Source organism: Devosia sp. Root413D1, from assembly GCF_001425235.1.
GTDB lineage: Bacteria > Pseudomonadota > Alphaproteobacteria > Rhizobiales > Devosiaceae > Devosia_A.
The window spans coordinates 246,436-260,339 of the sequence record NZ_LMEA01000009.1 but is presented as its reverse complement, the minus strand read 5'-3'; the positions used below and the strand labels follow the sequence as shown (position 1 = coordinate 260,339).

At 67.2% G+C, this 13,904-nt stretch carries 8 protein-coding genes; all 8 read right to left on the bottom strand.

The features are described 5' to 3' along the window. Positions 1-24: 24 nt before the first annotated feature. Positions 25-1,674: a glycoside hydrolase family 3 N-terminal domain-containing protein gene (locus ASC89_RS13285; protein WP_055998529.1), complete on the bottom strand. Its 1,650-nt coding sequence runs from the start codon at positions 1,672-1,674 to the stop codon at positions 25-27. 60 nt (positions 1,675-1,734) lie between these two features. After that, on the bottom strand, positions 1,735-2,058 hold the full coding sequence (gene trxA, locus ASC89_RS13280; protein WP_055998527.1) for a thioredoxin: 324 nt from the start codon (positions 2,056-2,058) through the stop codon (positions 1,735-1,737). A gap of 221 nt (positions 2,059-2,279) precedes the next feature. After that, entirely contained in the window at positions 2,280-2,603 is a 324-nt protein-coding gene (gene trxA, locus ASC89_RS13275; RefSeq protein ID WP_055876218.1) for a thioredoxin, read from the bottom strand. Between the two features lie 79 nt (positions 2,604-2,682). Continuing rightward, complete coding sequence (gene addA / locus ASC89_RS13270; protein ID WP_055998525.1) at positions 2,683-6,102, bottom strand: double-strand break repair helicase AddA; 3,420 nt, start codon at positions 6,100-6,102, stop codon at positions 2,683-2,685. Then, positions 6,099-9,053 carry a double-strand break repair protein AddB gene (gene addB / locus ASC89_RS13265; protein ID WP_055998523.1) on the bottom strand — a complete coding sequence of 985 codons (2,955 nt, stop codon included), beginning with the start codon at positions 9,051-9,053 and terminating at the stop codon, positions 6,099-6,101. The genes addA and addB overlap by 4 nt, the downstream gene beginning before the upstream one ends. 42 nt (positions 9,054-9,095) lie before the next feature. Continuing rightward, positions 9,096-9,542: a tRNA (adenosine(37)-N6)-threonylcarbamoyltransferase complex ATPase subunit type 1 TsaE gene (tsaE, locus tag ASC89_RS13260; RefSeq protein WP_055998521.1), complete on the bottom strand. Its 447-nt coding sequence runs from the start codon at positions 9,540-9,542 to the stop codon at positions 9,096-9,098. A 38-nt stretch (positions 9,543-9,580) separates the two neighbouring features. Beyond that, on the bottom strand, positions 9,581-11,986 hold the full coding sequence (locus tag ASC89_RS13255) for a PAS domain-containing sensor histidine kinase (RefSeq protein ID WP_162247941.1): 2,406 nt from the start codon (positions 11,984-11,986) through the stop codon (positions 9,581-9,583). Between the two features lie 466 nt (positions 11,987-12,452). Then, positions 12,453-13,853: an adenosylhomocysteinase gene (gene ahcY, locus ASC89_RS13250; protein ID WP_055876203.1), complete on the bottom strand. Its 1,401-nt coding sequence runs from the start codon at positions 13,851-13,853 to the stop codon at positions 12,453-12,455. Between the last annotated feature and the right edge of the window lie 51 nt (positions 13,854-13,904).

Below are 13,904 nucleotides of genomic sequence, written 5' to 3'. Positions count from 1 at the left end.
GGGGGCGCCCCACGCACCGGCCTCTCAATACTTCGCATCCTCCAGCCCGCAGAACGGGTCGACCGGCGACTTCGTGTTCCAGGGCACATCGCCGAGCAGCGCCGCGAGCACGGCCCGCTGCATCGTCTCGGTGGTGGCATAGGCGTTGATGTAGGTCGGCACCCGCGGCGCGTCGTAGAGCATGTAGGGATAGCCGAACGAGATCATCGCGGTGGGGATGTCGTGCCAGTGGCGCTGCATCGCCTTGCCGAAGCTGCCGGTCAGCCGCAGCCAGTCGAGGAAGATGCGGCCGCGGGTCAACAGCGTCTCGTCGCCGAACAGGTAAAGCACCAGGTCGAACTTATCCGGGCTCACCTCGGTGGCGGCGTCATGCACCGTCACCTCGAAGCCGCGCTGGCGTAGCAGGTCGGGCAGCGCGAAGGGCAAGGGGTGCGGCAGGAACGGGAAGACGATGCCGCCGGAGATCACCAGGATCCGCTTGTGCTTGGTGGGATCGAGCGGCAGCAGGTTCTGGGTGTCCTTGACCAGAGTCGGCGCCCGCTTTGCCACGGCGTCGGCATAGGCCCGGTTCTCGGCAGTGCCGATCGAACCCCCGCCAGCGGGCTTGTGGAGGCCCACCGCGGCCTTGAGGCCGAGCTGGCGGATCACCGCATCGTCAACCCGCTGCCAGCTCAGCCGGCCATCCGCCAGCGCCGCTTCGAGATAGACGAGGTCCTGCTCGTAGTCATCGGAGAACAGGATCACGTCGCAGCCGGCGCTGACGAGTTCGGGCAGCGTGTCGCTGCGCTTGCCCCAGGCGCCGAGCCCCGCCATCGGCGTCGCGTCGGAGACGATCAGCCCGTTGAAGCCGAGGCGGTTGCGCAGCAGTTCCTCGTTCAGCAGCCGGCTGATCGAGGCCGGGCGGAACGCTTCGACGCCGGCATCGGGATCGAGCGCGCGCACGAAGGCCGGCAGCGCGATATGCGCCGACATCACCGAGAGCGCACCAGCGGCGATGGCGCCGCGATAGAGCCGCCCGAAATTGGCCTCCCAGTCCTCCATCGACAGCGGGTTGATGGTGGTGACGAGGTGCTGGTCGCGATCGTCAAAACCCTCGCCGGGCCAGTGCTTGATGGCCGAGGCGACGCCGTGCTGCTGGAACACCCGCATCTGGGTGATGGCGTGCTTTTCGACGGTCGCGACATCGGAGCCGAAACCGCGGGTTGCGACGATGGCGCTGCGGAACGCGGCGTTGATGTCGAGAACCGGGGTAAAACTCCAGTTGATGCCGATCGCCCGGGCTTCCTCGGCCATGATCCGGCTGACTTCGGCGGTGACCTCGACATCGTCGATCGCCGCCAGCGCCAGCGGGTTCGGCATCTCGGCGCCGGCCGCGAGGGACATCCTGCTGCCTTCGAGATCGGCCGAGATCAGCAGCGGCACTGGCGCCGCGGCGTTGAGATCGGCGAACAGCGCCCGCTCTGCCGCAACGTCTGCGCCGGCATGGCGGGTGATGCCGCCCGGCCGGAACGCCCGGATCCGGGCAATCTCATCGGCGTCCATGCCGCGCGACAATAGCGTGAACAGCTGGCGCAGCTTGTCGTCCGATGTCAGCGCGGCAAAGCGCTCCCGCACCCAGGCAAGCGCCTCGGCATCGAGATTGAACGGGGCTTTGGCGAGGTGGTCGAAATTCATGCAGTCCTCCGGTGCGGGGCGGTGACTATGCCCGATCGCACCGGAAAATCGCGCGTGAAATTATGCGGCGAACTGATCCAGCCACTTGATCAGCTGCACGCGCGACTGGCCGGCGCCGACCTTGAAATCCACCGGCTCACCATCCTTGAAGACGATCAGCGTCGGCATGGCGCGCACATTGTACTTCACCACGGTCGAAGGGTTGGCATCGACGTCGAGCTTGACGATCTTCACCTTGGCGGCGAGCTCGGTGGTGAGGTCGTCGAGGATCGGGTCCATCGCCTTGCAGGGCGGGCACCATTCGGCCCAGAAATCGACCAGTACGGGCTTACTTGAGTTCAGCACTTCGGCTTCGAAGTTCTGGTCGTTGACGCGCGTACCCATAATCGTCTCCATCGTCGATTGGCGATGGAAGCTACAGGGAGTCGGGCGCGGTGGGAAGGGATAGGTTTGCGTCCCTACGCTGAGTGTCGACCAATTATGCTCGCCCGCAGCGTCGCGCCTACCTCACACCCCACCCGCAATTTCCGTCGTGGATGAAAAGAGAAACGCCGCCGGCGGGTGCCAGCGGCGTTTTCTTATTGGAAGCAGCGAGTGACGCGCCCTTAGGCAGCGTGGCTCTCGAGCCACTTCGCGAGGCCGGCCTTCGGGGTGCCGGCGCCGATCTTCATGTCGGCGGCTTCGCCGCCTTTGAACAGGATCATCGTCGGGATCGAACGGACGCCGTACTTGACGGTGGTGTTCGGGTTGTCGTCGACGTTCAGCTTGACGATCTTCACCTTGCCCTGCAGCTCAGCCGAGAGCTCTTCCAGAACCGGCGAGATGGCGCGACACGGGCCACACCACTCGGCCCAGAAATCTACGAGCACGGGCTCTTTCGAGGACAGGACTTCCTCGCCAAAATTGGCGTCGGAAACGTGGGTTGTCATTGGGATTGCCTTTTGGGTTGAAAGCGGCGGTCTGTTTGATCCAAAAGCTAGGTAGAGTCCAGCGTGACTTCAACGAACGTCACCGGATGGTGAACCCCCGCGCCGCGTTTGCCAAGGCGGCGTCGGGCAATTTTAGCAGCGATTCCAACCCAGTCCAGAGGATGCCGGTTTCTATCCTCTGTCCCGGGAAAAGCTGCTTTGCAACAAGCGCATAGAGCCCGAGCTGCAGGAGGTAACCGGGTTTGACCCGCTCGGGTTCCATCATCGGGTCGGCATCGGACTTGAAATCGACCAGCAGCACGCCACCCGGCGTCACGACGATCCGGTCGATGCGGCCGGCAATGGTCACCGTCTCGCCCTTATGCAGCGCGGTCGCAAGGAACGGCACTTCGGCGCGGCTGCCCTCGGCAAACAGGTGCTGGAGCTCCGGCCGCGACAGGATCGACAGTGCCTTCGTCGCCAGCCCCTGATGTTGGTCGGGTGCTTCGGGCAGCAGCAGCGGCAGCGCCCGCGCCGCGACTGCCGGCCGATCGGGCAGTGCAACCTTGGCGAGGTGCTGCAGCAAGGCATGAAGCGCCGTACCGGCGAGCCGCGCCGTCGTGGGGTCGAGCCCCTCTTCAAGCCGCGTCGCCAGCGTGCGGTCGGGATCGGACGGCGTCTCGACGCTCGATGGCCGCAAGACCTTGCGCACCTTGCGCTCCGGCAGCGGCTTCAGATCGAGCCCCATGCCACCGAGGTCGACCAGCGCCTCGACCGGCTTCAGCTTCGCCGGCGCCGGCCTCTCCCTGGGATAGAGCAGCGCCGCGGTATTGCCCTCGGCATCGGTGAGGCTTTCGCTCAGCGGCCCCAGCCCCTGCTCGATCGCCTCGTACCAGCTGCCATCGACCTTGCCCTGCTTGGTCAGGTAGCCGGTGACATAGAGCTCGTCCTCGGCGCGGGTCATGGCGACGTAGAGCTTCCGCCAGTATTCCTTGAGCTGGTCGCTGTCGGCCTCGTCCTTGAAGCCTGATGTGGCCGGGGCATGGGTTGCCGACGACGAGGCGTGGACGAAGAGCGGCGGCTGTGCCCGCAAGTAGATGCTGCGCCGGTCGCGGCCGCGCTCGGTGCTGGCGGCGTCCGCGAGGATGACGATCGGCGCTTCGAGCCCCTTGGCGCCATGCACCGTCATCACCCGCACGCCGGCGCCGCCTTCGGCCAGCTCGCGCTTGATGGTCACCTCGCGCGAGCGGAGTTCGGCAAGAAAGCCGAGCAGCGAGGGCTGCGGCGATTGCTCATGCGACAGCGCCAGGTCGAGGAACTCGGCCATCACGTCGTCGATCTCCGAGCCGAAGCGGCCGCGCATCCGCTTGAGGCCGCCGCCGGCATAGAGCACGTCGGCGTAGAAGTTGAACGGCCGCTCGAAATCCAGCCGGTTGCGCCAGCGATAGAGCTGGTCATAGGCCGCCTTTACCGAGGGGATTTCAGCGCTTTCGATGGCCCGCCACAGCCGCTTGTCGCCACGCGGCTGCGCCACCGCCAGGAGGTCATCCTCGCTGACGTCGAACAGCGGCGAGCGCAGCAAGGCCGCCAGCTGCAAGTCGTCGGCCGGGTTGCTCAGCACATCGCCGAGCGCCATCATATCGAGGACGCCGATATGGGTGGTGACCGCCAGCCGGTCGGCCCCCGGTGTCGGCACCCCGGCGCGGATCAGCGCCCGGATGATCTCGTGGAACAGGATGCTGCGCACCTGAACGAGGATCAGCACATCGTCGGCGCTCACCGCCTTGCCGCGCGGCCCGAGCGGGCGCTTCGCATCGATCCAGCCCTTGATCTCCCGGGCGATCTTTTCCGCCACCTGGCGCTGGGCGCTCTGCGTCTGGATCAGCGGCGGCTCGGTTGGCCAGTTCTCGGGGTCGGTCTCTTCCGCCTGATCCTTGATCGGCGGCCACAGGGTCACCACGCCCCCGGCATCGGCGCGGGCGGTCGAATGCGCAACACCCGTCGCCTCGAGCGCCCCGTCCTTGAGGTCGGCGCGCTTGAACACCTCGTCGACGGCGTTCAGTACGTTAGGCAGGGTGCGAAAACTGTAGCGCAGCGGCACCGGGGTGATCTCGAAATGCGCGGCGCGGGCGCTGAAGGCGTATTGCCGCCCGGCCTCGACGAACACTTTTGGGTCGGCGCCCTGGAACGAGAAGATCGACTGCTTCTGGTCGCCCACCGCGAACAGCGTGCGCGGCCGGTCGGCGGCGCTGTCGCCGAAAAAGAAATCGTCGATCAGCGCCCCCACCACCTGCCATTGCAGCGGGTTGGTGTCCTGCCCCTCGTCGACGAGGATGTGGCTGAGGCCGGCATCGAGCTTGTAGCGCACCCAGGGGCCCTGCTCCTCATCGCGCAGCAGCGCCGCGAGCTTTTCGATCAGGTCATCGAAATCGAGCAGCGAGCGGGCCCGCTTGGCCTTCTCGTAATGCGCCGAGATCGCCGCCACCACGTCGAGCATCGCCTCGCTGCGCGCCACCAGTTCGGCCGTCACCAGCTTCTGGTAGAGCTGTTCGAGTCGCTGGCCCTCGGCCACGAGGCGGGCCGCAACGTCGGGGATCAGCGCCGCGGTGGCCTTCTTGATCAAGGTCTTGCGCGCCGTGCGATCGGCCTGGGTCAGGAAGGCATCGAGCAGGTCGTCGGCATCGGGCTTGCCAGGGTCGATCTGGCCAAGCCGGTCGACGAAGTCGGTGCCGTAGGGGTCGGGGGTGATCAGCGCGAAGATCGCGGCGTGGTCGTCGCGGCTGAGGCCGTAGCCCGAGCTGATCTCCGCCATCACCTCGTCGATGCTGCCGACATTGCCGACGAGCTTCTGCAATTCGCGCTTCGCCGCCTGCGGCTGCGCCAGCACCGGCCTGAGGGTGCGCTGCTGGTTCAGCGCTTCGAGGATGGCGGTCTCGATCTGGAAATCGCTGAGCAGGCCGAACAGCGTTTCCACCGCCGCCGCCTCGCCACTGCCGCGCAGGCCTGCCGCGAGCACGGTCTCGCGCGCTTCGAGCAGCATGCTGTCGCGCTGGTGCTCTTCCAGCACGCTGAAATCGAACGGCACCGCCGCCTCGCGCGGGAAGCGGTGCAGCACACTCTCGCAGAAGGCGTGGATGGTCTGGATGCGCAGGCCACCCGGAGCCTCGAGCGCCCGGGCGAACAGCGAACGGGCGCGCAGCCGCATTGCCGGGGTCGGCGGCACACCAGAGAGCGCCGTCAGGTCCTTGATCAGCTCATCTTCGCTTTCCAGCGCCCACTGCCCCAGCCGCTCGGCGACGCGGCCGCGCATCTCGGCTGCTGCGGCCTTGGTGTAGGTGAGGCAGAGGATCTCCTCGGGCTTGGCGCCCGAAAGCAGCAGCCGCAGCACCCGGGCGGTCAGCACATAGGTCTTGCCCGAGCCGGCATTGGCCGTCACCCAGACACTGCGCTCGGGGTCCGAGGCGTCGCGCTGCGCCGCAACGATCTGCTGCGGCATCGGGCTCAAGAGGCGCCGGCTCATGGATCATCCACTCCGGCGGTCAGCGTCCATTCGTCGGTGCGCGCCAGGTGATCGTACGGCCCCGGATACGATTTCCTCCCGGTTTCCACCCGCGGCCGGATGCGCGCCGCCATCGGCAGCCCGTCCTGCAGCAGGAAGGCCTCGACATGCCGCTGCATGCGGCGTTCGATCTCGCCCACCGCATCCATCAGGCTCATGCCCTTCACCAGCTTGAACGGCTTGATCTGGAACGCTGCCGGCCCGAGGCCGATCTTGATGTAGGTGAGCGCCGAGCTGTCGCGGGGCGAGATGCCGGGGAACACCCCGGCGCGGGCCATTGCCGCTTCCAGCAGCAGCTGCGGCGCATCGAACGCGGTCATGTCCTTGGGCTGCGGCACGCCGCCGGTCTTGAAGTCGATGATTTCGAGCGTGCCGTCGCGCTTCAGGTCGAGCCGGTCGGCCTTGCCGACGAGGGTGAAGTTGTCGAGCGCCGGAAACAGCCATTCGCCCTTGGTCTCGGCGTGGCGCTCGACGATCTCGGCATCGCGCCGCCGCTCATAGTCGAGGAACTGCCGGGCGGCGCGCTCGAAGCGCTTCAGCCAGATGTCGCGACGCTCCTTGATGGCGTCGAGCCCGGCAAAGGCGTCGCGCGCCATCTCCATCATCTCGGGCAGCGCTTCGGGCAGTTCGAGATCGAGCCCGGCGTGGACGAATTTCTCGAACACGCCGTGGATCATGGTGCCGCGCTCGCGCGCGCTCGGCTCGGTCCCGAGCGGCTCGATCCGTTTGAGGGCGAGCACGTGCCGGGCGTAGATGTCGTAGGGCGAGCGCATCAGCGGCTCGATCTCGGTGATCGACAGTCGCCGTGGGCGGATGCGGGCAGGCGGATTGGGCGACGGCCGCTCGGCCGGGCGCGGCACGCCGGCATGATCGATCGCATCGGCTTCAGCCAACCAGCGCATGCCCCGCGCCCGGGCCAGCTTCGCCTCGCTCTCGCCGATAAAGGCATAGAGCCGCTGCAGCAGCGGCGAAGGCAGCGCCGGCGAGGTGCCGATGCGCTCGGCATAGGCGATGATCACCTCGGCATTGCCGGCGGCCATGACGAAGTCATGCGCCGCCTGGCCCTGCCGGCGCTCGGGCGGCTCGAGCCCGATGCCGATCCGCATGCCGCGGCTGAGCCAGGGGCCAGGGTCGGCGACCGGCGGCCAGATATCCTCGTTCATGCCGGCGAGGATCATCAGGTCGGGGTTCATCAGGCGGGCTTCGAGCTCGCCCCAGATATGGATGTCATCGCGCGCCGGCACCGGGTTCTGCGTCTTGGTGCCGGTGAGCAGCGCCTCGAGCACGGCTTCGAGGTCGAACGGCGCGAAAGCGGTGCCGCCCTGGTCGAGCGCCACCAGTTCCTCGGCCCAGCGGCGGAGCTCGGCCATCCCCGGCAGCTCGGCTTCGGCGATCAGCGCATCGAGCGTCGTCAAGAGCGCCGAGGCGAGTTCGGGAGCGGTGATGCGCTCGCGCGTCCTGAGCGTCACGATCGGCGCCATCGCCGCATCGAGCCGATCGAGCAGCGCCGGCAGTTCGGCGTGGTCGGACAGGGCCCGCAACCCGGCGATGCCGGCGCCGGGGCGCTCCGAACGCAGCCGCAGGTCGAGATGGTCGGTGAGCTTGCGGACGAGGAAGCGGTCGAGGCTCAGCGACACGGCGGCGTTGCGGAGCAGCGAGATGATGTCGACCGGCGCATAGTCGTCGGTGGCGATGGCCAGCACCTGCCGCGCCAGCCGCCCGGCGGCCGACTGGAACAGCGGTGTGCCAGCGGCGTCATCGACCACCACGCCGTGGCGGTTGAGTTCGGCTGCGATGCGCCGGGCCAGCGTCTGGTCGCGCGCCACGATGCCGACGGTCTTCTTCTCAGCCAGCGTGGCGCGGGCGGCGAGCGCGATGGCGCGGGCTTCGACGTCGGCGTTGCGGGCGGCGAGGATGCTGACACCGTCGAGCGCCCGGCTCACCGGAATATCGGCGCGGAGGATGGGCCAGGCCGGGGTTTCGCTGGCCGGCGCCAGTGCTGCCTGCACCAGCGCGGTGCGCGGCGTTTCTCCACCAAGCTCCACCACCTCGCCGACGCCGGCCTCGAGGCTGCGCAGCAGCTTCATCAGGCCATATTGCGGATGGCCCTGGGTGGTCTCGCCGTTGATCATCCGGTCGTGGCGATCCGGGGTGAACGAGGTATCGAGCCCCGGCAGCACCACCACGCCACGCGGCAATGCGGCCACGGCCTTGAGCAGCGCCGCCGTGGCGGGGATCGAGCCAGTGGAGCCGGCGGCGATCACCGGGCGGTTGCCATAGACAAAGCTCGCTGCCCCGGCCTGCCGCAGCAGCCGCTCATTCCGGGCGGTGGCGGCGTCGATGCGGCCGCGTTCGGCGAGGATCGCCGGCCAGGCCTTCAGCGCCACATCGAGGAACTCCAGCACCTTCTGCCAGTTATCGGCCAGCTCTTCGGGCACCAGATCCTTGAGCTTTTCGGTGGCGATGCCGGCAATGGTGAAATCGTCGATCACCTCGCCGAGTGAATCGGCGAGCCAAAAGATCTCCGCCGGGTTGGGCGGGGTAGCAAAGCTCTCGGCCCGCTCGGCAAACAGCCGCACCAGATGAGAGAGGGTCAGCCGGCGCTCAAGCAGCGACGCCGCGGGCTTACTGGCCGGCGCATCGAAGGGCGGCAGGAACGGCTCCTCATCTGCCACCTCACCGCCAAAGGTGCGGATATCGGGCAGCAGCACGGTGCCACCGAGGCGCCGCGCGAACTCTTCGGCGAGGACGAAACGGGCGCGACGGGTGGGGAGGATGATGGTGATGTCGCTCAGCCAGAAGGCACCCTGGCGCGGCCAATCGCCCAGCAAGCGGCCATCGAGCACCCGCTCGGCGAGCGTCGCGAGAAAGGGCGCGTGGGGCGCGATAGTGAAGAGCGAGTCGCGGCGCATGGTCGGCGATTTGACTCGGTGGGGCGCGGGAAGTCCAGCCGCCTAGACGACGCGCTCATCAGCGAAATTGTATCGCACATGACGACCGTCGCCGCCTGGCGGAACGGTCAGCTCGAACTCGCCAGTCGCGCTATCGATGAAGTGGTGCGAGGCCCGTCCCGGCCATTCGACCAGCACGATCGCCCCTGGGGTGTCGGAAAGGCCGAGTTCATCGACCTCGCGCTCATCAACGACCCGGTAGAGGTCTGCATGGAGAATCGATTGCTCCCCAGCTTCATACGGCTGAACCAGCGCAAAGGTGGGCGAGGGAACGTCCAGCATGTCATCGCCGACCAGCGCACGAATGATCGACCGTGCGAGCGCCGTCTTGCCCGCGCCCAGATCGCCATAGAGCAGGAGACGATCGCCGGGAACCAGGCGAGCGGCCAACCGTCGCCCAAAGGCGGCGGTCGCGTCATCGTCGGCGAGGAACAGGTGCTGGTCAGTCATGGCACTGCAATAGCGTCAGCGCGCGACGGCGAAAAGCCCTACTCGGCGGCGCCGGCCATGGCGGCGTCGCTCGGAAGGCTCACCACCACGCGGGTGCCGCGCGGCTCGCGCCGCTCCACCGCGATGGTGCCGCCATGCATGTTGACGAAGGCGCGGACGATCGAGAGGCCGAGGCCGGCGCCGCGCTGGCGGACCGGGCCGGCCAACGCCTCGTTGCGATCGAGCAGCGCGACGCGCATTTCCTCGCTCATCGGGGCGCCTTCGTCCTCGACGACGAACTGGATGCGGCCGGTGCGGCCGCTGACGGTGAGCCGCACCTCGCCACCCGGTTCGGAGAAGCGGGCGGCGTTCGAGAGCAGGTTATAGAGCACGTTCACGATGCGGGTGCCGTCGGCGATGAATGGCGGCAGGTCGGGTTCGACGATGACCTTGAGGTTGAGCGAGGGCTCGCCATCGATATCGGGGAAGGTGGCGGCGAGGCCGGCGCGCGCCTTGTCGACCAGCGTGGCGACATCCTGCGGTTCGGGCTGCAATTCGGCAATGCCGGCATCGACCGTCGCGAGGTCGAGGATGTTGTCGATCAACACGCCCAGCGTGGCGCTCGAGGCGCGGATGAAGTCGGTATAGCTGTGCTGCTTGTCGTTGAGTTCGCCGGCGGCGCCCGAGGCGAGCAGGTCGGCGAAGCCGATGATGTTGGTGAGCGGCGAGCGCAGTTCGTAGGAGACGTTCTGCACGAACGCATCCTTCAGCCGGTCGGCGGTGATCAGCGCGTCGTTGCGCTCCTTCAGCACGCGCTGGTAGTTGGCGCTCTCGGTGACATCGAGGAAGGTCATCATCGTCTGCCCGTCGGGCAGCCGCACGATGGCATAGTCGATCAGCTTGCCGTCGGCCCGGGTGATGCGGCCCTGCCGGTCCGAGCGCGTCGGGTTGAGGTCGATGATCGAGCGCTTGAGGTCGCGCCAGATCGTCGCCCCGTCCTCGGGCAGCGCCCGCGCCGCGGCTTCGGCGATCTGGTCGATATGCGGCGTCTCGGCGAGGAGGTTGGCCGGCAGCTTCCACACGGTCGAGAGTTTCGGGTTCGACAGCGTCAGCCGCCCGTTGGTGCCGAACACCGCCACCGCTTCGCTCAGGGCGTTGAGGGTCGAGCGCTGTACGTCCAGCACCACCTTGTGCTGGCTCTTCAAGTTCAGCTGGTCGGTAATGTCCTCGAACACGTAGATCACCCCGCCCTTCGGCCCGGCCGGGGCGGCGATCACCTGCACGGTGCGGCCATCGGGCAGGTGCCAGGGCTCCAGTTCCTTGGGGACGCGGAGCTGGTAGGCACTGAGGTGCCGGGTGCGCCAGCCCTGGTAGTCAGGCTCGTTGGGCAGCTTGCCGTCGGTGCGGAGCTTGTCGAGGATGGCGCGCTCGTCCATGCCGAGCTTCAGCCAGTTCGGGTCAATGTCCCACATGGCGCAATAGGCGCGGTTGAACTGCACCAGCTCGCGGTTGGGATTGAAGATGGCGATCGGCGTCGCAAGGGCGTCAATGATGGCGCTGAGATGCGACAGGCCCGGATCGCGTGGGGCACTGTCCTGCCTGGCATGCAGGTAACCGGCCGAGCCACCGTTGACCGGGAAATCGACGACCTCGAAATCGCCGACCTCGCCCAAGGTCACCATGGTGCTCTGGGGCTTGCGCGCATCGCCAAGCACGGCGCGGTTGCGCTGCAGCAGGCCGTAATCGACCAGTTCGGCCGGCTGGCTCTCGCTGGTCTTGCGGCCGAGCGCCCGCGCCAGGTCGTGATAGGCGGCGTTGGCGAAGACGAGGCGGCCGGCGCCATCACGGAGGAATGCCGGCTTGCCGAGGCTGGCGAGCACCGTACGAGCCGTGGCGTGGTCGGTGGCGGTCTGCGTGGCCTGCGAAACCGACGCTGCTGCAACCAGTTCGCCCTGCGGCGCAATCGCTGCCGGCCGGAGCCGGAGGGCGGCGCCGTTGCCGAGCAGCGAGCCCGAGGCACGCACGGTGCGGCCATCGCCGGCCTTGAGCGTCAGCTCGAAGCCGCGGCCGCCAACCCGCAGGTTCTCGATGGCGCGGGCGATGCGATCGGCGTCGGCCTCGCCGAGCCAGGAGGCGAAATCCAGCACCGCTTCAGCGCGCCGCCCCGGGGGCAGCAGGGCCGAGGCCTGGCCGAGGAAACGCGGGCCTTCACCGGCGCTGGCCCACAGCACAATGATCTCGCGACCGCCAGACAGCAGCGCCTCGTATTCGTCGACCCGGGCGCGGAGCCCGGCGATCTGTTCGGCGGCGCGTGAGCGCGCCAGCCGGTTGTCGCGCAGCATGCGGCGCACCAGCGCCATGGCGATCAGTGCGAAGGCGCCGGCGCCCAGCGCGATGGCGACGGGCGCAGCGCCCATCACATTGTTGGCAGTGATGCCCTGGGCCAGGGCGGGGGACGCACTCACAAGGGTCACCAGACTCGCTGACAGACCTGCGAATCCCCAATCGTTCCGGACCCTATCCGGCGCCATATACTGCCCCTAACCGATTATGCCGCTCACCGCTGCCCGGATCGGACAGCGAACACCGCACTTGCCGCCGCGCCGAGCCCCATTGATTCGCCGCGCCTTCGGCAGGCCAAAACCCGTAACCGCCGAATCACCAGACATTACCGGGCGCGGAATCGCGCAAAAAGAGTCTAATTGTATGTGAACAGCGGGGAATGGCCCGAGAATGGGTGTTGACCCGAGTCCGAACAGTGAACGCTTCGTTAACGCCGCACTGATTTGGGGGGATTATTTTGCCGGGTGCGGTGGCGACCGCCGAACTCTCGGTGATCCTCCCCCGCCACGCGGGGGAGGACCACCGCACCGCCGGTGCAATGAAAAAGGGCGCCCACCGGGCGCCCTTCAGAGTTCGAAGCGTAACCTGTCAGTACCGATACTGCTCGGACTTGAACGGGCCGGTCTCGCTGACGCCGATATAGTCGGCCTGCGACTTACTGAGCTTGGTCAGCTTGGCGCCGAGCTTGGCGAGGTGGAGTTCGGCCACCTTCTCGTCGAGGTGCTTGGGCAGGACGTGCACCGCCTTGGTGAGCGTTTCGCCATTGGTCCAGAGCTCGATCTGCGCCAGGGTCTGGTTGGCGAACGAGGCGCTCATCACGAAGCTCGGGTGGCCGGTGGCGTTGCCGAGGTTGACGAGGCGGCCTTCCGACAGCAGCACGATGCGCTTATTGGCCGAGAGCTCGACGATATCGACCTGCGGCTTGACGTTGGTCCACTTGAAGTTGCGCAGCTCGGCAACCTGGATCTCGTTGTCGAAATGGCCGATGTTGCATACGATCGCCATGTCCTTGAGGTTGCGGATGTCGTCGAGGCTGACAACGTCCTTGTTCCCCGTGGCGGTGACGACGATGTCGGCGCGGTGCGCCGCGTCCTCGAGGGTCACCACTTCATAGCCGTCCATCGCCGCCTGCAGCGCGCAGATCGGATCGACTTCGGTAACCAGCACGCGGGCGCCGGCGCCGCGCAGCGACTGGGCCGAACCCTTGCCGACGTCGCCATAGCCGCAGACGATCGCCACCTTGCCGGCCAGCATCACATCGGTGCCGCGGCGGATGGCGTCGACGAGGGATTCACGCGTGCCGTACTTGTTGTCGAACTTCGACTTGGTGACGCTGTCATTGACGTTGATCGCCGGGAAGGGCAGCTCGCCCTTCTGCTGCAGCTGATAGAGCCGCATCACGCCCGTGGTGGTCTCCTCCGAAACGCCGCGGATATTGGCGCGGATCTTCGAATAGAATTTCGGGTCCTGGGCCAGGCGCTTCTTGATCAGCGCGAAGAAGATTTCCTCTTCCTCGGAATGCGGGTTGTTCAGCACCGAGGGGTCGGTCTCGGCCTTAGCGCCGGTCAGCACCAGCATAGTGGCGTCGCCGCCATCATCGAGGATCATGTTGGGGGTCTGGCCGCCGGGCCATTCCATCATGCGGTCGGTGTAATCCCAGTATTCTTCGAGGCTCTCGCCCTTCTTGGCGAAGACCGAGATGCCGGCGGCGGCGATAGCGGCGGCGGCGTGGTCCTGGGTCGAGAAGATGTTGCAGCTGACCCAGCGGACGTCGGCGCCGAGCGCCTTCAGCGTCTCGATCAGCACGGCGGTCTGGATGGTCATGTGGAGCGAGCCGGCAATGCGGGCCCCCTTGAGCGGCTGCTTGGCGGCATATTCCTCGCGGATCGCCATCAGGCCCGGCATTTCGATCTCGGCCATGCCGATTTCCTTGCGGCCATACTCGGCGAGGCCGATGTCGCGGACCACGTAGTCGTTATTGCTGGCCATCGGCCCTGTCTCCGTCCTGTCGTGCTGTTGCGGCCTTATACTGAAGCTGGA